Source organism: bacterium (assembly GCA_004299235.1).
Taxonomy (GTDB): Bacteria; Chloroflexota; Dormibacteria; order Dormibacterales; family Dormibacteraceae; genus SCQL01.
The window spans coordinates 58,199-81,188 of sequence record SCQL01000029.1 but is presented as its reverse complement, the minus strand read 5'-3'; the positions used below and the strand labels follow the sequence as shown (position 1 = coordinate 81,188).

At 68.7% G+C, this 22,990-nt stretch carries 27 protein-coding genes and 1 other RNA gene; 4 read left to right on the top strand and 24 right to left on the bottom strand.

What is annotated here, in order from left to right; all coding sequences use genetic code 11:
* Nucleotides 1-230: 230 nt before the first annotated feature.
* The 15 genes from EPN29_10335 to EPN29_10265 all read right to left on the bottom strand — a co-directional run bounded on the left by EPN29_10335 (nt 231) and on the right by EPN29_10265 (nt 12,786).
* Nucleotides 231-1,067: an ABC transporter permease gene (locus tag EPN29_10335; GenBank protein ID TAN32111.1), complete on the bottom strand. Its 837-nt coding sequence runs from the start codon at nt 1,065-1,067 to the stop codon at nt 231-233.
* On the bottom strand, nt 1,067-1,894 hold the full coding sequence (locus EPN29_10330; protein TAN32110.1) for an ABC transporter ATP-binding protein: 828 nt from the start codon (nt 1,892-1,894) through the stop codon (nt 1,067-1,069). The genes EPN29_10335 and EPN29_10330 overlap by 1 nt, the downstream gene beginning before the upstream one ends.
* Before the next feature lie 296 nt (nt 1,895-2,190).
* A complete protein-coding gene (locus EPN29_10325; GenBank protein ID TAN32109.1) occupies nt 2,191-4,248 on the bottom strand; it encodes a S9 family peptidase in 2,058 nt (685 codons plus the stop codon).
* Between the two features lie 62 nt (nt 4,249-4,310).
* The gene (locus EPN29_10320) at nt 4,311-4,730 is read right to left on the bottom strand and encodes a TIGR03618 family F420-dependent PPOX class oxidoreductase (protein TAN32108.1); all 420 of its coding nucleotides are present in this window, start codon (nt 4,728-4,730) and stop codon (nt 4,311-4,313) included.
* 139 nt (nt 4,731-4,869) lie between these two features.
* Nucleotides 4,870-5,274: RNase P RNA component class A (gene rnpB / locus EPN29_10315), an RNA gene on the bottom strand.
* A 13-nt stretch (nt 5,275-5,287) separates the two neighbouring features.
* The gene (locus EPN29_10310) at nt 5,288-5,716 is read right to left on the bottom strand and encodes a ribonuclease HI family protein (protein TAN32107.1); all 429 of its coding nucleotides are present in this window, start codon (nt 5,714-5,716) and stop codon (nt 5,288-5,290) included.
* Entirely contained in the window at nt 5,713-6,408 is a 696-nt protein-coding gene (locus EPN29_10305; GenBank protein ID TAN32106.1) for a hypothetical protein, read from the bottom strand. The genes EPN29_10310 and EPN29_10305 overlap by 4 nt, the downstream gene beginning before the upstream one ends.
* Nucleotides 6,405-6,734, bottom strand: coding sequence for a DUF3467 domain-containing protein (locus tag EPN29_10300; protein ID TAN32105.1), 330 nt, complete (start codon nt 6,732-6,734; stop codon nt 6,405-6,407). The genes EPN29_10305 and EPN29_10300 overlap by 4 nt, the downstream gene beginning before the upstream one ends.
* Nucleotides 6,731-6,943, bottom strand: a complete 213-nt coding sequence (locus EPN29_10295) for a biotin/lipoyl-binding carrier protein (GenBank protein ID TAN32104.1) — start codon at nt 6,941-6,943, stop codon at nt 6,731-6,733. Before EPN29_10295 ends, EPN29_10300 begins: the two co-directional genes overlap by 4 nt.
* On the bottom strand, nt 6,940-7,824 hold the full coding sequence (locus EPN29_10290; protein ID TAN32103.1) for a 3-keto-5-aminohexanoate cleavage protein: 885 nt from the start codon (nt 7,822-7,824) through the stop codon (nt 6,940-6,942). The genes EPN29_10295 and EPN29_10290 overlap by 4 nt, the downstream gene beginning before the upstream one ends.
* The gene (locus EPN29_10285; protein ID TAN32128.1) at nt 7,821-9,320 is read right to left on the bottom strand and encodes an acyl-CoA carboxylase subunit beta; all 1,500 of its coding nucleotides are present in this window, start codon (nt 9,318-9,320) and stop codon (nt 7,821-7,823) included. Before EPN29_10285 ends, EPN29_10290 begins: the two co-directional genes overlap by 4 nt.
* A gap of 74 nt (nt 9,321-9,394) precedes the next feature.
* Nucleotides 9,395-10,297 (bottom strand): glycosyltransferase, encoded by a 903-nt coding sequence (locus tag EPN29_10280; protein ID TAN32102.1) that lies wholly within the window; start codon nt 10,295-10,297, stop codon nt 9,395-9,397.
* A 59-nt stretch (nt 10,298-10,356) separates the two neighbouring features.
* A complete protein-coding gene (locus EPN29_10275) occupies nt 10,357-11,316 on the bottom strand; it encodes an electron transfer flavoprotein subunit alpha/FixB family protein (GenBank protein ID TAN32101.1) in 960 nt (319 codons plus the stop codon).
* A gap of 2 nt (nt 11,317-11,318) precedes the next feature.
* Nucleotides 11,319-12,077, bottom strand: coding sequence for an electron transfer flavoprotein beta subunit/FixA family protein (locus EPN29_10270; protein TAN32100.1), 759 nt, complete (start codon nt 12,075-12,077; stop codon nt 11,319-11,321).
* 112 nt (nt 12,078-12,189) lie between these two features.
* Entirely contained in the window at nt 12,190-12,786 is a 597-nt protein-coding gene (locus EPN29_10265) for a molybdenum cofactor guanylyltransferase (GenBank protein TAN32099.1), read from the bottom strand.
* Between EPN29_10265 and EPN29_10260 the strand changes: the two genes are divergently transcribed.
* Nucleotides 12,707-13,618 carry an amidohydrolase gene (locus EPN29_10260; protein ID TAN32098.1) on the top strand — a complete coding sequence of 304 codons (912 nt, stop codon included), beginning with the start codon at nt 12,707-12,709 and terminating at the stop codon, nt 13,616-13,618. The two genes, EPN29_10265 and EPN29_10260, sit on opposite strands and share 80 nt — an antisense overlap.
* Here EPN29_10260 and EPN29_10255 read toward each other — a convergent pair.
* Genes EPN29_10255 through EPN29_10225 form a run of 7 tightly spaced genes read right to left on the bottom strand, consistent with a single transcriptional unit; the run spans nt 13,570 to nt 18,474 of the window.
* The gene (locus EPN29_10255) at nt 13,570-14,040 is read right to left on the bottom strand and encodes a hypothetical protein (GenBank protein TAN32097.1); all 471 of its coding nucleotides are present in this window, start codon (nt 14,038-14,040) and stop codon (nt 13,570-13,572) included. The genes EPN29_10260 and EPN29_10255 overlap by 49 nt on opposite strands.
* The gene (locus tag EPN29_10250; protein ID TAN32096.1) at nt 14,013-14,423 is read right to left on the bottom strand and encodes a hypothetical protein; all 411 of its coding nucleotides are present in this window, start codon (nt 14,421-14,423) and stop codon (nt 14,013-14,015) included. Before EPN29_10250 ends, EPN29_10255 begins: the two co-directional genes overlap by 28 nt.
* Entirely contained in the window at nt 14,420-14,845 is a 426-nt protein-coding gene (locus tag EPN29_10245) for a hypothetical protein (GenBank protein TAN32095.1), read from the bottom strand. Before EPN29_10245 ends, EPN29_10250 begins: the two co-directional genes overlap by 4 nt.
* Complete coding sequence (locus EPN29_10240) at nt 14,842-15,675, bottom strand: hypothetical protein (GenBank protein TAN32094.1); 834 nt, start codon at nt 15,673-15,675, stop codon at nt 14,842-14,844. The genes EPN29_10245 and EPN29_10240 overlap by 4 nt, the downstream gene beginning before the upstream one ends.
* Nucleotides 15,668-16,552: a hypothetical protein gene (locus EPN29_10235; protein TAN32093.1), complete on the bottom strand. Its 885-nt coding sequence runs from the start codon at nt 16,550-16,552 to the stop codon at nt 15,668-15,670. The genes EPN29_10240 and EPN29_10235 overlap by 8 nt, the downstream gene beginning before the upstream one ends.
* On the bottom strand, nt 16,545-17,918 hold the full coding sequence (locus EPN29_10230) for a CpaF family protein (protein ID TAN32092.1): 1,374 nt from the start codon (nt 17,916-17,918) through the stop codon (nt 16,545-16,547). The genes EPN29_10235 and EPN29_10230 overlap by 8 nt, the downstream gene beginning before the upstream one ends.
* Complete coding sequence (locus EPN29_10225; GenBank protein TAN32091.1) at nt 17,857-18,474, bottom strand: hypothetical protein; 618 nt, start codon at nt 18,472-18,474, stop codon at nt 17,857-17,859. The genes EPN29_10230 and EPN29_10225 overlap by 62 nt, the downstream gene beginning before the upstream one ends.
* Before the next feature lie 146 nt (nt 18,475-18,620).
* Here EPN29_10225 and EPN29_10220 point away from each other — a divergent pair, with 146 nt between their 5' ends.
* On the top strand, nt 18,621-19,253 hold the full coding sequence (locus EPN29_10220) for a hypothetical protein (GenBank protein ID TAN32090.1): 633 nt from the start codon (nt 18,621-18,623) through the stop codon (nt 19,251-19,253).
* Here the strand turns inward: EPN29_10220 and EPN29_10215 are convergent.
* On the bottom strand, nt 19,186-19,422 hold the full coding sequence (locus EPN29_10215) for a hypothetical protein (GenBank protein TAN32089.1): 237 nt from the start codon (nt 19,420-19,422) through the stop codon (nt 19,186-19,188). The two genes, EPN29_10220 and EPN29_10215, sit on opposite strands and share 68 nt — an antisense overlap.
* Before the next feature lie 39 nt (nt 19,423-19,461).
* Here EPN29_10215 and EPN29_10210 point away from each other — a divergent pair, with 39 nt between their 5' ends.
* Nucleotides 19,462-21,417, top strand: a complete 1,956-nt coding sequence (locus tag EPN29_10210) for an AMP-dependent synthetase (protein TAN32088.1) — start codon at nt 19,462-19,464, stop codon at nt 21,415-21,417.
* Nucleotides 21,418-21,526: 109 nt separating this feature from the next.
* Here the strand turns inward: EPN29_10210 and EPN29_10205 are convergent, their stop codons facing one another.
* Nucleotides 21,527-21,769, bottom strand: a complete 243-nt coding sequence (locus EPN29_10205; GenBank protein TAN32087.1) for a hypothetical protein — start codon at nt 21,767-21,769, stop codon at nt 21,527-21,529.
* Here EPN29_10205 and EPN29_10200 point away from each other — a divergent pair.
* Nucleotides 21,763-22,986, top strand: a complete 1,224-nt coding sequence (locus EPN29_10200; GenBank protein ID TAN32086.1) for an MFS transporter — start codon at nt 21,763-21,765, stop codon at nt 22,984-22,986. The genes EPN29_10205 and EPN29_10200 overlap by 7 nt on opposite strands.
* Nucleotides 22,987-22,990: the final 4 nt, after the last annotated feature.

Sequence of the window (22,990 nt, the reverse complement as noted above, 5' to 3'; positions counted from 1 at the left end):
TTCTCCCCACTGATCACCGCGATTCGCCGCAAAACGTATCAATGGGAGACGGAACTGTCAATACCTTTACCACAAGATGTAGTGAGGCTCTTCAGCCCCTACGGGAGGGCGGCCACAACATCTTGTGTTATGGCCCTATCGAGGGCCTAGATGGTGGGCCGAAACGTGATAGTCCCGAACATTAGTTTGTATCCCACGCCAACCGGCACCCCAGACCCTCCACGAATTGCTTACCCGCTGCGCTTGAGCAAACCCATCCGTTTGGCCCGGTTTTCGGCCCAGCCGAAGATCAGGATGCTGATCGGGATCATGACCGCGCCCATGGCCAGCAGCGCCCCGATCGTCGGCAGCTGGTCGCGCAGGTCAACGCCTTCGAGCAGGCTGCGGCGGATCCCGGCGAGCGCATAGGTGAGCGGGCTGGCGGCGCCGGCGATCTGCATCGGCAGGGGCAGCACGCTGAGCGGGTAATAGACGCCGGACACCAGGAGCAAGAAGCCCTGCAGGGCGACCGACATCTGCTCTCCCTTCTGGGGCGAGAGCAGCGGCAGCACCGAGGTGAGGATGCTGAGCCCGATCAGAGGCACCGTCGAAGCCGCGAGCACCGCGAGGGCGGCAAGGATGTCGGCGTGGGAGAAGTCCAGCTTGAATATCACCACGGCGATCAGAAGGACGACGAGGGTCCGCGCGAGGCCGTAGCCGATGGCGAACAGGCAGATACCGAAGAGGTGGGTGACCCGTTTGACCGGCGCCATGAAGGTGTATTCGATCGTGCCCTCCCATCGCTCCCATGCGATCGCGTACGCCGCCTCCATGAAGACGAGCGACAGGTATCCCCACAACAGCGCGCCGATCAGGAGGTAGAGCTGGGCCCGGCGCAGGTCGAACGAACCGCCTGCCGCTCCCAGCGCGCCCAGGCCCGAGGCGAGATAGCCGATCGAAAGCACGCTGACCAGGCTGTAGAAGAGCCATACCACCTCCCACACCCAGTAACGCCTGACGACGTGCATCTGCCGCTCGGCGAAGCCGAATAGCGCGTTGAGCTCGACGTGCCGTATACCCACGCTCATCAGCCCTCTCCCTCTTCCCCATCGGTGTCGAAGCGCTTGCCGGTCAGGTGCATGAAAACGTCCTCCAGCGTGGCGGCGCCGCCGCTACCGGCATGGCGCCGGCACAGGTCCACCGGGCTGCCGTCGGCGAGGACCCGGCCGCCATCCATCATCAGCACCCGGTCACAGAGCGCCGCGGCTTCGTCCATGTCGTGCGTGCAGAGCAGGACGGTGACCTCGCGCTCCGCCCGCAGCGCCTGCAGGAGGGCCTGGACCTCCTTCTTGGATCGAGGATCGAGACCCGTGGTCGGCTCGTCCATCAAGAGGAGCGATGGCGCCGTCAGGAAGCTGCGCGCGATCGCCACCTTCTGCTGCTGGCCGCGCGAGAGCTGCTTCATCGGCTGGTCGACCGTGTCCAGCGGCAGTCCGAGCCGCTCGAGTATCTCCAGCACGCGCTGGCGCGTGCCGGCGGCGCCGCCCCCGTAGAGGCGCGCGGCGTAGAGCATGTTCTCCCAGGGGCTCAGCTCCTTGAAGAAGGCCGCCTCGACCGAAACCCGGTTGACGTGGCGGCGCACCGGCAACGGCTCGGCGACCACGTCCCAACCGAACACCAGCGCGCGGCCGGCGTCCGGCGTGAGCAGCGTGCCGAGTATCCGGATCAGCGTCGACTTGCCGCTCCCGTTCGGACCGAGGATGCCGGTGACGCCCCCCGCCTCGACGACCAGGTCGAGCTCGTGGAGCGCCACCTTGTCCTTCCATCCGAGCCGCCACCAGGGCGCGCCGGCGTCGCGCTCGCGGCGCCGAAACGCTTTCCTGACACCCTGAATCTCAATCGCTGTTACCGACATGACTCGCTCCTGAACATTCCGATACAAAAAGAAAGGACCGCGCGGTGCCCAACAACCGCACGGTCCTCTGTCGGTGCTTGCTTGCTTCTAGGTCTCGATCACCGGTGAAGGGTTAATGTGCGGTTCTGGAGAAGGCAGACTTCGCCCCTGGCGGCGAAGCTCAGCTTCTCGATGCCACACATTGGTCGCTCCTTACTAATGGCTGGAGATGCGCCTACGGATCCCATCGACTGGACACACCCGGATGGGTGTGCAGTCCCCGCCAGGCTAAGCCCGGGTCGCGCCGAAGTCAAGAATCAATCTGGGCTGAGCTGACTCAGGACGAAGGCGAAGACGAACGCTTCCTCGCGCCACGACTCGTAGCGCCCCGACGGACCCGCGTGCCCCGCTCCCATCTGCGTCTTCAAGAGCACCGGGCCCTCGCCTCGGTTCACCACTCTCAGCTTGGCCACCCACTTCGCCGGCTCCCAGTACGAGACGCGCGGGTCGTTCAGGGCCGCCGTCACGAGCAGCGCCGGGTATTCGGCCGGATGCACGTTGTCGTAAGGCGAATAGCTCTTCATGTAGCGGTAGAACTCGGGGTCGGCCGGGTTTCCCCACTCGTCGAATTCATTGACGGTCAGCGGCAGCTTGTCATCGAGCATGGTGGTCAGCGCATCGACGAAAGGGACCTGGGCCACGGCGCACCTGAAAAGCTGCGGGCGCGCATTCAGGACGGCGCCGATGAGCAGGCCACCGGCGCTGCGGCCTCGGATCGCCAATCGCCGGGAGTTGGTGTACCCCTGAGCCATCAGCTCTTCCGCGCACGCGATGAAGTCTTTGAACGTGTTGGTCTTGTGCAGGAACTTGCCCTCCTCGTACCAGTCCCTCCCCAACTCGCCACCACCCCGCACGTGGGCGGTGGCAAAGACGAAACCGCGGTCCAGCATGCCCAGCCGGACCGGGTCGAACATCGGGTCGTTGGACAGCTCGTAGGCGCCATACCCGTTCAGCAGGGTCGGGTTCGTCCCGTCTTTTTGCAGGCCGCGCCTGTGGACGACCGACATGGGCACCCGGACCCCGTCTGGCGCCACCGCCCACAGGCGCTCGGTGACATAGTCAGCACGGTTGTAGCCACCACGGACGGGCTGCTCCTTGACGATCGTCCGCCGCCGCGTGCGCATGTCGTAATCCACAGCCGAGAAAGGCGCCGTCAGCGACGTGTAGAAGAAGCGCGTCACGGCACTGTCGTATGCGGGGCTGGAGCCTGGGAAGGCGGTGTAGGCGGCATCGGGCTGTTCGACGATGTGCGTCTGTGCGGTCGCGCAGTCGAGCACCTCGAGCCTCTGCATTCCGTCTGAGCGCTCGCCCAGGACCACGTGCCCGATGTGCACGTCGGTGAAGTTGAGGCGCACGCCGGGACGCTCCGGCACGACCTCGACCCACGAGTCCCGGCCTGGGCTCGCCACGGGCGCCGCCATGAGCCGGAAGTTGCGCGCCCCGTCGTTGGTCAGGATGAGGAATCGGTCCTGCTGGTGGTCGACCGAATACTCGACGTCCTGGCGTCGCGGTTCGACGATGGCCGGCTCGGCCTCCGGCTGGTCGCTGCGCAGGACCCGGCACTCGCTGCTCACCTGGCTCGTGCTGCTGAAGATGATGTAGCGCTCGCTCTTGCTCAGCTCGACCGAAAGCTCGAAACGCTCGTCGTCCTCCTGCAGCACCAGGACGTCCTGCTCGCTTGAGGTGCCGAGCCTGTGCCGCCACACCTGGAAGGGGCGCATGGCGGCATCGGGCTTGACGTAGAAGAACGTTTTGCTGTCCGCCGCCCATGCGGCCCCGTAATAGACACCCCGGACCAAGTCGGGCAGATCGGCGCCGCGCGTCAGGTCACGAAGCCGAAGCTCGTGGAGCTCCGCGCCGCTGTGGTCGACGGCATACGCCAGCAGGTTTTCGTCCGGGCTCCGCTCGACGAAACCGAGCTCGAAGTAGTCGTGTCCCTGCGCCAGCTGGTTGCCGTCGAGCAGCACCTGCTCCGGTGCTTCCATCGATCCGCGACGCCGGCAGTAGATCTCGTAGTCCAGGCCCTCGACCGTGCGCGTGTAATTCCACCAGCCTTTGAAGCATGTTGGCGCGGACGTATCCGTCTCCTGGATGCGGCCGACGATCTCGCGATAAAGCCGCTCCTGGAGGTCTGAGGTCGGGGCCATGACGGCGTCGGTGTAGGCGTTCTCGGCCTCCAGGTACGCGATGACCTCCGGGTTGTCCTTCTCGCGCAGCCAGTAATAGGGATCGACCCGCCGATCTCCGTTCCGTTCGAGCAGGGTGGGCCGCTCGGGCGCAAACGGACGTTTGGGCTCGGCCTCCAACTCTTCCATAGACCACCCATCCTGGCAGGTGCCGGGACGGCGTGATCCTGGCGCCTCCATCGCCCAGGAGCTCAGATGATGGCCGACAGGTCCCAAACGCGCGCATCGTTTGCGCCCAGCCGGAGAATCACCCCTGGCTTGGATCGTCGCTCAGAAGCGAAGCGCTCCCCCGCGGCCGGGCCGAGGTATCGCCCCGCGATCGCGGATCGCGCTGCGGTCACATCGCCCTCGATCAACTCGGCTGCGCCGCGGACCTCGATGCCGCGAAACGGCCGAGCCGTCTCGAACACGACCAGGACGCATCGCGGATCGCGCGCAAGGTGGCTCAGCTTCATATCACCCTTGGCGATCACGACTTCGAAAGCGTCGCCGGCCCAGCGAAACCAGACCGGGCTGACGTGGGCGGTTCCGTCCTGCCGGTACGTCGTCAGGACCGCTGGAGCAGGAGACTCCAATAGAGATCGCATTCGCCTGTACCAATCGTCAACCATTCGGTGTCATGCACCTCCCATACCTAGGCCGCGGCGGAGCGTCGAGCGCGCATACCTGCAGGGGTACGTACGAACCGCCCATTGACCACCAAAACTCGCAACCTGAGGGCAAATTGCGGGCCGAGGGATGTAGAAAGGTGGGTCGAGGGCGGACTGTAAGCCGGGTTCTGTATCCCTTGCGGGACGGTGACCATCTGTCTGGGGAGCCGGTTGCCCGGCACCTCTAGCGACCGATACCCGAGGGCTCGGCGAGCCGCCGTGAACGCCCTCCTATTTGGTCTTGCTCCGGGCGGGGTTTACCTGGCCGGCCGGTCACCCGGCCGCCGGTGGGCTCTTACCCCACCATTTCACCCTTACCCGACCGAGCCTCTCCGGCCGGGCACGCGCGGCGCGCACTCTCTAGAGACTAACTCGGCCTGGCGGTGTTATTTCTGTGGCACTTTCCTTCGGGTCGCCCCGACTGGGGATTACCCAGCACCCTGCTCTGTGGAGCCCGGACTTTCCTCCAACCGCGTATTAGGTCGGCGGTCACCCGTCCGCCTCGGCCCGAGATGATTCTACCCGCGCCATGCCGGCTTCTTAACCTGCTCGTCGAGGGCGCGGTTGGCGAGCGCGTCGGCTCCCCGGTTGCGCTCCCTTGCGACGTGGGCGACGACCACTTCGGCAAAGCCGTCGAGCAGCTCCTTGGCCCGCCTGTGCAGTGGCTGCAACTCGGCCTTCTTGACTCGGTAGCGCCCGTTCAGCTGCTCGACCACCAGCTTCGAGTCGAGATAGACCTCGAGCCGATCGGGCTTCCAGGCCGCCACGGCCTTGAGCCCCTCGATCACCGCGTGGTACTCGGCCTCGTTGTTGGTCGCGGCCCCCAGATAGCGGTGGAGCCCGCGCAGCCGCATCCCCTGGTCGTCCTCGATGACCACGCCCAGGGCCGCCGGGCCCGGGTTGCCTCGCGAAGCCCCGTCCGTGAACAGCCGCAGGACCTTGCTCATGAGAGCACCAGGATGCGGCCGCAGTTGTCGCAGTGGACCAAGTCGTCCAACCCCTTGCGCAGGGTCTGCATGCCCGAGGTCGTGACCGTGACGTGACAGGCGGCGCACTGGTTGCCGGCCACACGTGCCATGGGCGGTTGGATGCGGCTGCGCGAGTAGGCCGCCTGCGCCGCCGGCGGTACCTGCGCCCAGACCCGGTCGCGCTCCGCTTCGACCTCCGCCAGCTCAGCCCGCCAGCCATCGAGCTCCGCTTTCAGCGCCGGCTCCGCCGCCGCCGAGCGCCGGCGCGCTTCCTCCAGGCTCGCCGTGGCCACGCTTAGGGCCTCGTCCGCCGCCTCCGCATCCTCCATCAGGTGCAGCTCCTCCTCCTCTTCGGCGGCGAAGCGCGCTTTCATGTGCTGCACCTCCTCCGACATCTGCATGAGCTCGGTCGGATTGCGAATGCGCCCGCTCATCAGCTCCCTCTCGCGAGAGCGGAGTTTGGCGCGGTGCTCCTCGCGGGCATGATCGGACTCGCGAAGCCTGGCGGCCACCGCCTGCTCAGCCGAACGCGCCGATTCGAGCGCCTCCTCGAGCTGCACGACTTCGGGGTCCGAGCTCAGCCTCGCCTCAACCCGGCCGATGTCGTCACGAAGCGCCCGCTCCCGTTCGACCAGTCGCTGGTGCTCGAGCAGGAGCTGGGCCGGCTTCACTTAGGCAGCGTCGGGCGGGGTTCGGGGGCCACGGTGTCGAAGCCGATGTGATGGCCGTGCGCGGCGCGATCCTCGGCCACGGCCATCTCCCCGAACTTCTCTTCGTAGGCGGTGATGTTTTGGGCCAGGAGCTGCGCCAGCAGCTTGAGGTGGTTCGGGCTCATCCCGACCCGGGTGTAGACGCGGACCAGTCCGGGGTCCTCGGGCGCCCACTGCCCGAAGTTCAAAACGAAGCCGAGCGGGTTGCCGTTGATCAGCACCGCGTCCGTGTAAACCACCTGGTTGGCACTCTCCTGGACCTTGACCCTCAGCGGCATGTCACTCACTCCAGCACGACCAGCACCTGGCCCTCCTTGACCACATCAGTCTCCTTGACCCGGATCTCCTTCACCATCCCGTCGCGCGGGGCGGTCACCGGGATCTCCATCTTCATCGACTCGAGAATCAACAGCACATCATCCTCGGCGACCGCGTCGCCCGGTTTGGAGGTGACCTTCCAGACGCTGCCGACGAGCTCCGCTTTCACCTCCGTCATGAGTTGGTGATGCGCCCCGCACGCGCCCGGTCCTCGAGCCCGAGCTGCGCTCTGGCCTCCGAACTCGACGCTACGTCGCGACCGAGGTCGGAAACCAGGCGCGACGCCTTCTCGACCAGCGCACCGTTGCTCTTCGCCATCCTTCCCTCCTCCAGGTAGAAGTTGTCTTCCAGGCCGACCCGCACGTTGCCACCCATGCCGATGGCGGCCGCCACCAGCGGCCACTGGTTGAGCCCGATGCCGATCACCTGCCAGTGCGAGCCCGGCGGCAGCGAATCGACCTGGTCGACGAGGTGGCGGGTCGTGCCGGGGATCCCGCCGAGGACTCCCATGATGAGGCTGAACTGAAATGGTGGTTGGAGCACGCCCATGTCGATGAGCGGCCGCGTGTTGCCGATGTGGCCGGCGTCGAAGCACTCCAGCTCAGGCCGGACGTTCGCGCTCTTCATCGCCTCCAGGAAGAACTGGATGTCCCTGAACGGGTTGGCGAAGACATGGTCGTGATAGAAGGTCTTCTTCTTCTCCGAATAGATCGCATAGTTCATCGAGCCCATGTTCAGGGCCGCCATCTCGGGACGCAGGTCGCGGATGTGCGCGATGCGCTCCTCCGGGGCCATGCCGACCGCGCCGGTCGAGAAGTTGACGATCACATCGGTGCGGGCGCGGACCTCCGCGAAGATGTCGGTAAAGGTTTCGACACTCCAGTCGGGCGCGCCACGGGCGGTTCGGGCATGGATGTGGACGATGGCGGCGCCAGCGTCGGAAGCACGCCTGGCCTCTTCGCCGATCTCCTGCGGCGTGTACGGGATGGCGGGGCACTGGTCGCGAGTCGCGAGGACGCCGGTGAGGGCCGCGGTGATGATGACCTTGGCGGTCGTCATACCGGCATGTTGCCGTGCTTGCGCCAGGGGCGGTCGACCTTCTTGTCGCGCGCCTGTTCGAGGCCGCGAATGATCACACGGCGGGTTTCGGCTGGATCGATGACGTCGTCGATCATGGCCCAACCCGCGGCGAGGTAGGGGGTGATCTGGGCTCGGATCGCCTCGATCATCCGGGCACGAGTCGCCTCGGGGTTCGCGGCGGCTTCGATCTCCTTGTTGAAGATGATGTTGACCGCGCCTTCGGGGCCCATGACCGAGATCTCCGCCATCGGCCACGCCACGATCGTGTCCGGCTGATAGCCCTTGCCGCACATGACGTAGTAGCCGGCGCCATATGCCTTGCGCATGATGACGGTGACCTTCGGCACGGTGGCCTCGGCGGTCGCGTACAGCATCTTGGCGCCGTGCCGGATGATCCCCTGCTTCTCGACCTGCGAGCCGACCAGGAATCCGGGCACGTCCATCAGGTAGACCAGCGGCACGTTGAAGGCGTCGCACATCCGGATGAAGCGCGCCGCCTTGTCGGCCGAGTCGGAGTCGAGGATGCCCCCCTTATGCATCGGCTGGTTCGCGACCACACCCACGGCGCTGCCGCCGGCCCGCGCGAATCCGATGACGATGTTCTTCGCCCAGGCCGGCTTGATCTCGAACCATGATTCGTGATCGAGGACGGCCCTGATCACCTTCCTCACGTCGTAGGCGGCGCGTGGGTTGGTGGGGACGATCTTGTCCAGCCCCTCGACGAGCCGGTCGGAGGGGTCATCGCCTCCGCGAAACGGCGGAGCTTCGGTGTTGCTCGACGGCAGATAGGACAGGAAGCGGCGCACCTCGTCGATGCACTCGCGGTCGCTGGCGACCTCGTTGTCGCCGACCCCTGACTCGTAGCAGTGGACCTGCGAGCCGCCCATGTCATAGTCGGTGACGTCCTCCCCTGTCGCCGCCTTCACCAGCCGGGCCCCGCCGAGCGACATCGACGAGGTGCCCTTGACCATCGGCACGAAGTCCGCCAGCCCGGGTATGTAGGCGGTACCGGCGGCGCAGGGCCCGAGCATCGCCGCCACCTGCGGTACGACTCCCGACATCACCACCTGGTCGGAGAAGAGATAACCGGTGCCGGCGAACGTCGAACCCGCGGCCTCCTGAATGCGCGCCCCAGCCGAATCGAGCAGCCACACGATGGGCTTGCGATATCGGAGCGCGAGCTCGCGCACGCGGGTCGCCTTGAACTGCTCTCCGACCGCTCCCATCGAGCCCGCCATGACCGTGAAGTCGTACGCGACGACCCACACCTGGCGCCCGTCGACGAGCCCGTGGCCGGTGACCACCCCGTCGGCGGGCGTGGCGCCGGCCTCCGGCTCGCCGCCGCGGACCGTCTGCTGCTCCGCCAGCAGGCCGAGCTCGACGAAAGTGTCCGCGTCGAAAAGCAGGTCGAGCCGCTCGCGCACGGTGAGCTTGCCGCGCTGGTGCTGTCGGGCGATCTTGTCCGCTCCGCCCATCGCGAGGTTTTTCCTCCGCCTCGCGTGAAGCTCCGAGATCCGTGCCGGGTAGTCGTCACCCACCGCCGGCAATTCTATTGGCCGACCAGCAGGTCCTCCCGCTTCCGCCACCGATCGAGGAATCGGTAGAAGTTCCGCCGCGAGAGCCGCTCCCGCTCCGCCGGCGCGGCCGCCTCCCACAGGCGATGCTCGTGCTTGCGAATCGGGAGCCCCGGCAGCGCGACCGCACGGCCCGCATCGCCCCCGGCGAGCGCCCGGCCGCGGTCCCGGAGCCGGAAGCTGAACTCGATATCCGCGATGCGGTAGAAGCGAAATTTCGGGTCGAACCCCTCCACCGCCTGCGCATCGGCGCGGCGGAACGCAAAGCAGTAGCCCTCGATCGCATCGACATCGGGCCCCGCGCTCTCCTCGAAGTCCTTGAGCGTGCCCTTGCCCCGGAGGCCGAACGGTCCCGCCGCGACCACGGTGGGATCGGCCAGCGCCTCCACCAGCGGCGACACGGCATCGCCTTCGAGCTCGACCCCAGGGTCGAAGAGGATGACGACGTCGCCGGCCGCGGCATCGATGCCCGCGTTGACCGCCGTCGCGAAACCCAGAGGCGGATCGAGCGCAATCCACCGGAGGCGCTCCGCCGCGCGGCTCTGCAGCCAGCCCGCGATGTGAGGGTCGCCGGAGTTGTCGACGAGCAGGGCTTCGAAATCCGCCTTGCAATGCGTGAACACGGACAGCAGCCATCGCTCGGCGTCCGGCTTCCAGCCATGCACGACCGTGAGCAGGGTGACGGCGCGGGGAGTCGCCGGTTGTTCGGCGCTCGGCGGCGCCTTCAGCACCTGGAGCTCGCTGCCGGTTGCGCCATCGACGACATCCCATCCGCCCGCGCGCAGCCGCTCGCGCATGGCGTCCGCCGCGGCGAAGTCGCGCTCGCGCCGGCGCTCGATGCGCTCAGCGAGCAGTTGCTCGGCTTCCTGTCTGTTCATGGGTGGAGTGCTCCCCGCGTGCGCCCTGCGCGCGTCCGGCGACGATCGGTGGTGGGCAGCTAACCCTTTCTGGCTTTGAGCGCCGCGGTCAGAGCCGGCACGATCTTCAGGGCGTCGCCGACGACTCCCAGGTCGGCCATCTTCATGATCGGCGCCTCGGCGTCCTTGTTGATGGCGATGATCACCTTCGACGCCTTCATCCCGACCGTGTGCTGCATCGCGCCGGAGATGCCGACGGCGATGTAGACCCCCGGCCTCACCGACTTGCCGGTCTGGCCGACCTGCATCGAGTAGGGCACCCAGCCGGCGTCGACCACGGCCCGGCTGGCGCCGACCGCGCCGCCGAGCGCGTCGGCCAGGTCCTCGAGCAGCGGGAAGTTGGCCGGCCCGCCCATGCCACGGCCGCCGCTGATGACCACCTTCGCGTCCTCGAGCTTCACCTTCTCGGAGGCTTCGACCACGCGCTCCGTGATGCGAGCCCGCTTGGAGCTGTCACCGATGGCGAGAGCCAGCTCCTTGATGTCCGCGCTGCCTCCTGCCTCCGATGCTTCGAAGGATTTGGGGCGGACCAGCACGATCACGGGCTTCCTGTTGGCTCGCATCGAGGCGACCTTGGCGCCGCCGAAGTACGGCACCTGGGCGATGAAGGCGCCATCCGTCGCGGCCACGTCGCCGGCGTTGGCGATGAGGCCGACGCCCAGCCGCGCCGCGAGCCGGCCCGCCACCTCTCGTGAGTCCGGGGTGAAGCCGAAGAGGATGAGGTCGGGAGCTCCCCGCTGGTAAAGCCATGCCAGCGCGTCGGTCGCCGGTTCGGCGATGAAATCGTCGAACGCCTGGTCCTCGTTCAGGTGGACGACCTTGGCGCCGTGCTTGCCCAGCGTCGCGGCCGCGGCCCTGGCACCGGCGCCCAGCGCGATCGCCTCCACGTCGCCGAGCTCGCGCGCCCGGGCCATCAGTTCCAGCGAGGTGGGCTGCAGCTTGCCCTGGTGCAGTTCGGCGTAGACCCAGATCTTCGCCATGTCTAGACCACCTTCGCCTCGGCGAGGACCTGCAGGATGCGGTCCACCGCCGTGCCATCGAACTCGATGACGGCGCCGGCCTTGCGCGCCTCGGCGTCGGCCACGCCCTCGATCGTTTCCACCGCCTCCCCACGCTCGATGCCGAGGTCGCCGAAACCGACCTGCCTGATCTCCTTCGACCGCGCCGCCATGATCCCTTTGAGGGACGCGTAGCGGGGTTCGGCGATGCCCGCCGTGACCGTGACCAGAGCGGGAGTCGGGGCCTCGACCACCTGGTATCCGTCCGCGGTCTGACGATGGACCTTGACCGCCGAGCCGTCCAGCTCGATTTTCTTGGCGAACGTCAGCTGTGGCAGGCCGAGCAGCTCGGCGAGCATCGGCGGCACCATTCCCGTGCTCCCGTCGAATGACTCGGTGCCGCAGATCACCAAATCAGGCGCCTCGGCTTGGATCGCTGCCGCGAGCGCTTGCGCGGTCAGCAGCGCGTCAGCCCCGGCCAGCTGGGCGTCGGAGATCAGAATTCCCCGGTCCGCGCCCATCGACAGGCCCTTGCGAATCGCATCCCTGGCCCGTTCGGGGCCCATGGAGACCAGCACGACCTCGCCGCCGTGGGCCTCTTTGAGCCGCAGGCCCTCTTCGATGCCGCACTCGTCGCCTGGGTCGAGAACGACCTCTTTCTCACGGGCCAGCGAGTAGTCGGCCTCCAGCCCGAGGCTGGAATTGGGATCGGGCACTTGCTTGACGGTGACGACGATCTTCACGCATGAGCCTCCAGTTCAGTCACAGGGCGCATCTCAGGAATTATCGCTGCCATGGGATTCCGCCATGAACCGAGCGAAACCCTCCGGGCGCCGGCGAGCGCCGGGCATGCCGTCAAATCGCATCGATGAAACGGCGGTAGTCCTGCGGGCTGTTCAGACTCCGGAACTGCTCCGGGTCCAGGTCCTCGAGCCACGTCACCTCGAGGTGATCGGCGAGATCCGCGGTCTTGAACCTGCCGGCGTTCAGCGCGGCGGTGATCGCCGGCAGCGCCGAGCGGTTGTACGCACCACAGACCGGCTCGGGGCGGCCGCGGGCGCGAGGAATGGCCGCGTCGCACCCGCGGGCGGCGGCGACGGCCATCTCGGCAGTCGCGCGCGCGACGTACGGCATGTCGCACGCCAGAGCGAACATCACGTCGTGCCGAGCGCCGGCCAGTCCGACTTCGAGGCCCGCCAGCGGACCCGCTGACGGCTTGCGGTCGAAGAGCACCCGATACGGGACGTGCTGCTCGATCTGCTCGGGTTCGGCGAAAGCAACCACCACCTCTGAGAACGCCGGGGCGAGCCGTTCCACCACGTAGCCCAGCAGGTTGCCGTCCCCCACCTCGAGCCAGGCTTTGGCACGACCCATGCGGCGGCTGCCGCCGCCCGCGAGCACAAGCAGGGTGGCTTCCATCACGATAATCATCCGCCCTGCCATGAGAGCCATCGACTTTCACGTCCACCTGCCCACCCCGGAATGGCTCGACGCCTCGATGAAGGGATACGTGGAGGCGGCAGAGGCCTACTTCCGCTCCAAGGTCGTGCGCCGCTCCCTCGAGGAGCTCGCCCGGGACTACCAGGAGCTGGACGTCCTCGCGGTGCTCCTGGCCTGGGACGCGGAAACGGCGACGGGCCGGCCTCGGGTGCCGAACGAGCTGGTCGCGCAGGCGTGCCGCGACCATCCGCAGGCGTTCGTCGGCTTTGGCAGCGTCGATCCGCTGAAGGGCGACCGAGCTGTCGAAGAGCTCGAGCGGATCAGCGAGCTGGGACTCAAGGGCGTCAAGCTCCACCCTTCATTGCAGGCATTCGCCCCCGACGATGAACAGCATTGGCCGCTGTACGAACGCTGCGAGGAGCTTGGGCTCGCGCTCCTGTTCCACACCGGGACCAGCGGCATCGGCGCCGGCCAGCCAGGCGGGCAGGGGATCCGGCTCGACTACGCACGCCCCATCCGGCTGGACGCGGTCGCGGCCTCGTTCCCGAGCCTGAACATCGTCGCCGCCCACTTCGGCTTTCCCTGGCACCTGGAGCTGCTCGCGATGGCGCTCCACAAGACCAACATCCACATCGACATCTCCGGCTGGGCCCCGCGCTACGTCCCGACCGAGGTCATGCGCGACCTGAAGGGCCGGCTGCAGGACCAGTTCGTTTTCGGCAGCGACTATCCGTTCATCCAGCCGAAGCGGTGCCTGGACGAGCTCGCGACCCTCGACATACCTGAGGCCGTGCTTCAGAAGGTGCTGATCGGCAACGGCACGCGGCTGCTCGGGCTGTCGTAGCCGGCCACCAACCGGGCGGTGGCGCGCGCATAGAGCCTGACGGGGCCGCCGAACAAGTTGAACGGCACCGGGACCAGCTCGGCCGTCAGCACCGTGACCTGGACGCGATCGATGGCAACCGATTCGACCGTGGCTCCGGGTTCCTCCGCCGCCACCGTCGCGACGGCCGCGACGCCGGCGCGGGCGGCGTCGAGTGCCAGCTCTCCCCGAGCCCGCAGCGCGGCGGGGCTCAGCTGCTCGGCGGCGGTCTCCGCCGCCTGGGCGGTGGCCGCCTGGAGACCCGCCGCACGCATGCTCACCATCGAGGCGTCGACGGCATAGGCGGCGACCGGCAGCAGGACGATTGGCAGCACCAGGGCGAAGAACGCCAGCACCTGGCCGGCGTCTCGCCGGCTCACGGCAAGCCCCGGTGGCTGCGCCACGACTCGATCTGGACCGCCGACGTCGACTCGAGCGTGACCCGGCTGGGCAGGAATACCAACGCGGCCCACGCGATGTCCACGTACCCGCTCGAGGTCGCGACGACCGCGTGGGCGCGATTGAAGCCGGCGAGCGAGAGGCGCAGCGTCGCCCCGTGCAGCGGATACGCGGCGGTCATCGAGGAGAAGCGCTGGCCCGCCGCGATCTTCGCGCTCGAAGGATCTGGTGCCCGTGCGGCGGCGGCAGCCGCGGCCTGCGTCGCCGCTTCGAGCCCGGCCCGCGCGTCTGCCACCCGCACGGTGGCGGCGGCACCCAGCGCGAGCAGCATGAGGATTGGCGCACAGAGGGCCAGCTCGATGAGCGACTGGCCGCGGCGACCGGTCACCTCGCGAACGTCTCCTTCTGCAGCACGGCGTAGGCATGCAGGGGCAGGCCTCCTCCCGGCACCAGCGGGACCAGGGCGGGCACGGAGCCGCCGACCTCCACCTGCACCGCCGAACCCAGGTCGGTGGCGCATACCCAAACGCCGGCGGGCGCGGCCGGCTGGCCCGGGCACCAGATGACGGCCGCGGCGCCGACCAGGCTCGGCGCCAGCGCATACAGCGCGGCGGCCGCGGCGGCGCCCGGCCCGGCGCCGGCCACCGTGGCTGCACGCGCTCCGGCGAGCGCGGCCGAGCGAGCAGCGAAAGCCTCCGCTTCCCACACCGCCAGCTCGACGCATCCCAGCACCAGCAGGAGGGTGACCGGCCAGGCGAGCGCGAACTCCATGACGGCGGCACCGCGCATCCAGCCCGGCGACCGGGTCAATGCAGGCTCCTCTGCAGCACGGAGACCGCGGGGAACATGAGGACGCCGAGAAACGGCAGCAGAACGCCGACCGCCGCCGGCAGCAGGACGCTGTTCAGGGCGTGCCGGCTGTGGGCGATGAGCTCCCGTCGCTGGGCTCGGCGCAGGTCGGTTGCGAGCGCGCGCACGCCCTGGCTCGCGCCGGTGCCGTACTCGCGACTGGCGGCCATGATGGTCGCCAGGCTGCCGAGGGCGGGAAGGTCGACGTGGTCCGCATACTCGAGCAGCCGCGACTCGAACGAAGCCGAACCGGCGACCTGGGACGCGATGAGCAGGCGGCGCAGATCCGCGGCCAGCTCGCCCTCGACCTGGACCGCCACGGATCCCAGCGCCGACAGGGCGCTGCCACCGCTGCTCAGCTCGAGGGTGAACAGCTCCAAGAGGGGAACGAGCTCGCCTGAGAGCCGCCGGCGACGCCGTTGGATCGCGGAGTTGAGGGCCAGGGCGCACGTTCCGCACCCGCCGACGAGGCCGAGCAGGGCGAGGACGACCGCGCTGCCGGCAGGCATCGAGGATGCGGACGCCGCGCCCAGGACGGCAAGAGCGCCGCCGAGCGCGACGCTGAACGCGACCACGCGCTCCGGCGTCTCCCGCCAGCCCGCACGCTCGATGCTGTCCGACAGCGACCGGCGCGCATGCGCGACGTGGAGCGGCCCGTGGAGGGCGGCGCGCTTTCGCAGCCACCAGCCGGAGGCCTCCGGAAGCCATCCCTGAGATCCGATCGCGAGCACCGCGGTGCCGCAGAAGGCGCCCGCCGCGATCGCGGCCACCGCCGCGAACTGGTCAGGCATCGCTGAGCCGCACCCGCTGCAGGCCGGGTAACCGCAGCAACCGCCTCATCCACAGGTAGCTGGCGGCCATAATCCCGAGCATCGCCAGCAGAAACGCCTGTCCCGCGGGCTCGTGGAAGGCGTTCAGGTAAGGCGAATGGAACGTCGACAGAACGAGCAGGAACGCTATCGGCAGCGCGACGATGATGCTCGAGGCGGAGCGGGCCTGCGCCTGCAGCGCCCGGGCTTCGCGCTCGACCTCCTGCGCCGCTGTGACCGACGATTCGAGGTCCGAGAACAAAGGCACGAGCTCGCCCCCGCCGGGGCGCTGGATGAGCACCGCCGCCGCGAGCATGTCGAACAGCGGCTCGGCGATGCGGTCTCGGGCCTCGCGCCACGCCTGCCGCCGTCCGACCGACTTCGCGGCGATGAGCCCGAACTCCGCGCGCAGGGCCACCGGCCCTCGTTCCGCGAGCACCGCGATCGCCTGGTGGACGCTGGTCGCGCCGGTTTCGAGCAGCTGCCGCAACATCCTCACCGCCTCGAGGACCGCGTCCTGGCGCAGGACCTGCCGCTCACGGGCTCGCGCCGTGACCGCAGCTCGAACCATAGACGCCGCCCCCACCCCCCCAGGCACCGCGAGCACGAAAAGACCGGTGAGCTGCGCGGCGCAGAGAGCGCCCGCCGATGCCGCCATCAGCTCCATGAGGACGAGGCGCGGGCCGTCGAGCCACGGCCACGCCGCTTCGGACGCCAGCGCGCTTTCGGCGATCCCCCATCTGCGAGCCCATCGCACCAGCCGGCTCGGAATCGGCTGATCCGGGACCGGCGCCGCGACCGCCAGCATCGCCGCGAGGACGCCAAGGCCCGCGCTGATCGCGGCGGCGCCCTCAAGCATCGAATCCGTCGAGCAGCTGCGACGGATCGCACACCTGCGCCAGCTTCGCCCGCACCCGGTCCGGCATCGCCCCGGGCGACCCGACCCGATGCCAGCGGCCGTCGCCGCCGAGGGTGACGAGCTCCTGGACCATCGGCCGCCCTTCGTCGATGCCGGCCACGCAGCCCAACGACAGCAGCCTGCGCTCCCGGCCCTCGCCATCCGCTCCGCTCCGCCTGACGATGCCCGCATAGAGGACGAGGTCGACCGTATGCACGACCTCGACCAGCACCGCCTCGGCCCGCGGCGCCTGCGGGTTGCGCAACGCGAGCCGCACCAGCCTCGGCAGCGTCTCGCGCGGGCTGTCGGCGTGCAGCGTGCACACCGACCCCGGATGTCCAGTGTTCATCGCATCCAGCAGGTCGAGGGCCTCGCCGCCGCGCACCTCGCCGATGACGATCCGGTCGGGGGACATGCGGAGGGCTTCGTGGACGAGCATCTGGATGGTGATCGCGCCACGTCCCTCCGTATTGGGCGGCCTCCCCTCCAGGGCGATGCAGTCGGGAAGCTCGCGCCACAGGTGCAGCTCGGCCTGGTCTTCGATCGTCACGACCCGCTCATCGGCCGGAATCAGCCGCGCCAGAACGCGCATGAAGGTCGTCTTGCCCGCGCCGGCGCCGCCGGACACCAGCATGTTCAAGCGGCCCGCCACGGCGGATTCGAGAAACGGGATGAGCGCCTGGGGCAGGAAGCCGGAGGCCGCGAGCGCCGCCAGGTCCGCAAAACGCGTGGCCGGGTGGCGGCGGATGGTCACGCTCATGGGCCGCGCGGGCGGCGAAAGGGCGGCGTGGAGCCGGCTGCCTTCGGGCAGCGTCATGGTCACCGTCGGGCTGGCGCGATCGAGGCGCGCGCTGGGCGTGCCGTCGGTGTACCAGTGGACCAGCTCGACCAGCGCGGCCTCGTCGCCGAACGGCGGTGGAACCGCCTGACGCCGCCCGGCTCGGAAGACGAAGCACGCGTCGGTGCCGTTGATGCGCACCTCCTCGACCTCCGGGTCGGCGAGGTGTTCGGCCAGCGGACCGAGCGGGGTCACCGATGCAAAGATCCGCCGCCACAGCTGCTCCGCCTCGGCGCAGTCGAGAGGTGCGGGCCGGCGCTGCTCCTCCTCGCTAACCAGGCGCCCCACCAGCTCGTAGATCCACAGCTGGTCTTCGACGCGCAGGCGCGTGCGGTCGCGGCGCGCCAGCTCGGCCGCGAGCTCCGCCTCGACCCGGGCGCGGACGTCCGCCTCGACTGCGGACATGGTGGCGCCGCTCACGTCCAGGTCACCGCTGACCGGCCACCGCCATCGCCTGCTCCGGGGTGGAGACCGATTCCTCAGAGCCATCCGCCGCGCCAGGTTCGGCGATCACCGCGGCGAGATGCATGTTGCTTGCCGCATACACGAAGGCGGCGGCCTGTCTGGACGCGACGACGACCACCAAGCCTCCGGCGACAGTAGCCCTCACCTCGACAGCGAGTGCGAAGGGAGTGACCGACGGGTGGTCGGGCGCCCCGCCGACGACCAGCAGGTCGACCTTCGAACCGGGCGTCGCCGGCGGCGCCTCCTTGACCGGCACGAACACCAGCCGGCGGTCGGCGATCACACCCGCCTCCCCAACGTCGCTGCGCTGGATGAGCTGGCCCGTCAGGAGGTCGTGAGTGGTCTGCAGGCCGACCAGCTTCGACTCGTCACCGCGCGTGAACAGCAGCGCACGGCCGCCGGTGACGTGGATCCGTTCGAGCGCGATCACCCCGGCGCCCAGCACCGCTCCCGCCGGCACGTCGCGCGCCGCCACGTAGACGTCAGTCATGTCGCGCGCGGGATTGGCGAGGACCAGCAACGCCGCGCTGACCCCTCCACCGATCGTCAGAGCCGCAAGAGCGACCAACCACCGCCTCATCACGGCTCGACCTTATGACTGCCCGAATGGGCGAACAACCCAGCCTGTTAACGAATGCCCTCCCCTTGGAGATGCGAGGGGCTCCATCGCCTCGGACGTGTAAACCCCCACTTGACAAACCACCTGCAGCGGCTATGGTGCTGGGCATGGCCGCGGTGACCATGCCGGTCGAGTCGGAGCGGGCGACCGAGACGCGACGCCGATCGCTCCTTGCCGAATCCGACGGCCTTCTCGACGACGTGGAGACCCTGCGTCTCGAAGACCGAAGCGAGGCGCCGCCACGATTGCGCGAGGCGATTCGCGCGCTGCAGCTGAGGCTCGGCCGGCGCAACCCCCCGCTGCCGCCCGCGACGCTTCATGCGGCGCACGACCTCGTCTTTGCCGTGCAGCAGCGGTTGATGGCGGCCAACCCCAACCACCCGCGGCCGAATCGCCACGCGGGCCGGCCGGGCGGTCAACCCGTCGTCACGATCGTCGGTGAGGGCAGGCGTTGGAAGGTGCTCACGCTCCCGCCGCCCGGCGGCAGCGTCTCTGACGATGAGTGGCTCGAGCTGGTCGACTGCACGGTGGAGCGGGCCTGGGACCGCTGGTGCTACGCGCAGCAGCACGCGATTCGCGCCGCGCGCGAGCGCTTCAAGGCACCCGTCGCGGTGGCGGTCGCGCACACCGCCTGGTCCAACTACTGGGAGCTGCACCAGGAGGCGCAGCGGATCAGGGAGCGGCTTCGCGTTCCCCGCGCGCGGCCGAATGCAGGAACTTCCGCAGCTCCTCGTGCCTAACCGGCGCAGCCGAGGCTCGCACTCTGCGGGCGAACATCTCGAGGAACATGCGCAAGCCGTCGTCGTCGAGCATGGTCGCGGCCTCGATGACGTTGGCGGCGGTCTCGCGCTCACCCGGTTCGAGGACTCGAGCCAGCGTCACGGCGAAGTCGTCGGGCAGCTCCCGCATCGAACCGCAGTGTAGGGGCGCGTTTAGAATCCAGGGGCGATGCAGCCGGTCGTGATCGGGGACGTGATCTGGGAACCGAGCGCCGAGGTGATCGAGAAGAGCCGGCTCAAGCGCTTCATGAACCGCCACGGCATCGATACGTTCGCCGAGCTCTTGCAGCGCGCGGACGGCGACATCGAATGGTTCTGGGACGCCGCGATCAAAGACATCGACGTCGCCTTCTACCGCCGCTACGACAAAGTCGTCGACCTTTCGCTGGGCAAGCCCTGGGCCCGGTGGTGGATCGGCGCGCGCATGAACATCGTGCAGAGCTGCCTCGACCGCCATCGCGACCGCGAGCTCCAGGACAAGCTCGCCGTGATCTGGGAAGGCGAGCCGGGCGAGGTGCGCAAGCTCACCTACGGCGAGCTCGACAAGGAGGTCTGCCGCCTCGCGGGCGCGCTGCGCCGGCTGGGCGTCCGGCCGGGCGACCGCGTCGGCATCTTCATGCCGATGTGCCCCGAGGTCGCCGTCTCCGTGCTGGCGACGGCGAAGATCGGCGCGGTCATCATCCCGCTGTTCTCGGGCTACGGTGCGGAAGCGATCGCGACGCGGCTCCGCGACGGCGAGGCCAAGGTGCTCATTTGCGCCGACGGCTTCTACCGCCGCGGACAGGTGGTGCCGATGAAAGAGACCGCCGACAAGGCGCTGGTGTCCTGCCCGACCGTGACCAAGGTGATCGTCCACCGCCGGGTGGTGCGCGAGATCCCCTGGACGCACGGTCGTGACCAGGTGTGGGAGGTCCTGCTCGAGGACGAACCCGACCACTCGCCCACCCACGAGCTCGACCCCGAAGACCCGTTGATGATCATCTACACCTCCGGGACGACGGGCAAGCCGAAGGGCACGCTGCACGTCCACGGCGGCTTCCCGGTCAAGAGCGCGCAGGACATGGCGCACGGTTTCGACGTCGGCACCGGCGACACGATCTTCTGGTACACCGACATCGGCTGGATGATGGGCCCCTGGCTCATTTTCGGGTCGCTGGTCCTCGGCGCGACGATGGTGCTGTACGAGGGCACGCCGGACTATCCGGCGGCGGACCGCCTGTGGCGCATGGTCGCCGACCACAAGGTCACAGTGCTCGGGGTCTCTCCCACGCTCGTGCGCAGCCTGATGACCCACGGCAACGAGGTGCCGGAGCGCCACGACCTGTCCAGCCTGCGCATCCTCGGGGGCACGGGAGAGCCCTGGAACCCCGAGCCGTTCCAGTGGTTCTTCGAGCAGATCGGCGGTGGCCGGATCCCGATCATCAACTACAGCGGGGGCACGGAGATCTCAGGCGGCATCCTCTGCGGCAACGTGATCACCCACCTGCGGCCGTGCTCGTTCGCGGGCCCGCTCCCCGGCATCGCGGCCGACGTGATCGACACCGAGGGCCGCTCGGTGCGAGGCGAGGTCGGTGAGCTCGCGATTCGAAATCCATGGCCGGGCATGACCCGCGGCTTCTGGGGCGACCGGCAGCGCTACCTCGACACGTACTGGAGCCGCTTCGACGGCGTGTGGGTCCACGGCGACTGGGCGTACGCCGATCCCGACGACGGCCTGTGGTACGTGCTAGGCCGCTCCGACGACACGATCAAGGTCGCGGGCAAGAGGCTCGGACCGGCCGAGGTCGAGTCGGTGCTCGTCGGGCACCCCGCCGTCGCGGAGTCGGCCGCCATCGGCGTGCCGGACGAGCTGAAGGGCGAGGCGCTCGTCTGCTTCGTCATCCTGCGCCCGGGCCGCCAGGCCAGCGTCCAGCTGTCAGGCGAGCTCCAGGACCTGGTCGCAACCTCTCTAGGTAAGCCGCTGCGCCCGAAGGCCGTTCACTTCGTCACCGACCTGCCCCGCACGCGCAACGCCAAGATCCTGCGGCGGGTGGTGCGCTCGGTCTACACCGGATCCGACCCTGGCGATTTGTCCTCGCTCGAAAACCCCAGCGCGCTCGCCGCCATCGGCGCGACTAGAAGCTGAGGACGCGATCGGCCTCCATCGTCAGTCGAACCAGGTCCGGCGGTGCGATGAACGAGCAGTTCGGGGTGAGCATCGAAGGTAAGACCCCACGGGCCTCAGCACAGCCTTTTCAAACGTAGAAATGGATGTCCGCATCCAGGCATTTGTCCAACAGGTCGCGGAGCGGCGGCACGCCCACGCCAAGCACGTTGGCGATGACGTCCGGCTTCAGGAGCTCGGCGGCATCGCCCGCCAGCACGACCGCACACTCGGTGCCGTTCGGTTTGGCGCCGTTGACCGCGATGTGAAACGGCACGGTGGCGCGAGTCGGGTTCTCAGGACCGGCCGCGGTGACGATCAGGAGGCCTGGCACAGGCCTCAGTATGCGCAGTTGATGACCATGGCGTCTGCGTGAAGCTCACCCGCGCGGACTGGGCACGCCTGTTCCTGCTCTGGTTGGGGGGGATTGATCTTCGTCTCACGCTGCTGGCGGTGCCACCCGTCATCCCGCTGATCCACCACGACCTTCACCTCGACGAGAAGTCGGTCGGGGCGCTCGTTTCGTTGCCGGTGCTCCTGTTCGCCGTCGCGGCTGTGCCCGGGGCCCTGCTCATCGCCAGGGTCGGCGTGCGTGGCGCCCTCGCGGTGGGGCTGGGTTGCGTCGCCGTCTTCGGCGCCGTGCGCGGGTTCGGCCCGAGCACACAGGTCCTGTTCGGCGCCACGTTCCTGATGGGCGCCGGCATCGCGGTGACCCAGCCCGCCTTTCCTTCGCTCGTCCGCGATTGGTTCCCGCGCCGAATCGCGATCGCCACCGCCCTGTACAGCAACGGCATCCTGATCGGCGAAACCATACCGACGGCGCTGACCACGCCGTTCGGCGTGCTGCCCCTCGCGCACGGCGACTGGCGCTGGGCGCTGGCGCTGTGGGGGATCTTCGTCGTCATCACCGCGGTGGCCATCACGGTCGCGGTTCCGGCGCGCGGCCCCAAGCCCGCGGTCCCCACTCCCTGGTGGCCGAACTGGCGCGAAGGGCAGACGATCCGGATCGGCTTGGTGATGGGCATGGCCTCCGCCGTCTACTTCGGCACCAACGCCTACATCCCCGATTTCCTCGACCAGACAGGTAGGCATCAGCTCATCTCCCCCACGCTGGCGGCGCTCAACGGCGCCCAGCTGCTGACCGCGCCGGCCGTCATCCTGCGCGAGCGCCTGCTGACCGGCCGCGTCGGCTTCATCGGCTCGGCCGCCCTGATGGCGGTCGGCCAGGTGGGGATGGCGGTCGTGCCGGGCAGTGGGGTCATCGTGTGCGCCCTGATCCTCGGCTTTGCCTCGGCGCTGGCCTTCATCGTCGCCCTCACCCTGCCGCCCAAGTTGGCTCCGCCCGGAGACGTCCACCGCATGAGCGCGGCCGTGTTCACGATCCAGTACTCGACCGCCTTCGTCGTGCCTGTGATCGCCGGCTTCATGTGGGACGCCAGCGGCAAGGCCGTCCTCGCCTTCCTGCCCGGCGTCGTCGGCGCCGCCCTCATGGGCTGGCTCGCGCTGCCGCTGCGGATTCCGTCCTCTTACGGGCCTACCGCAGGGCGCTGACGCA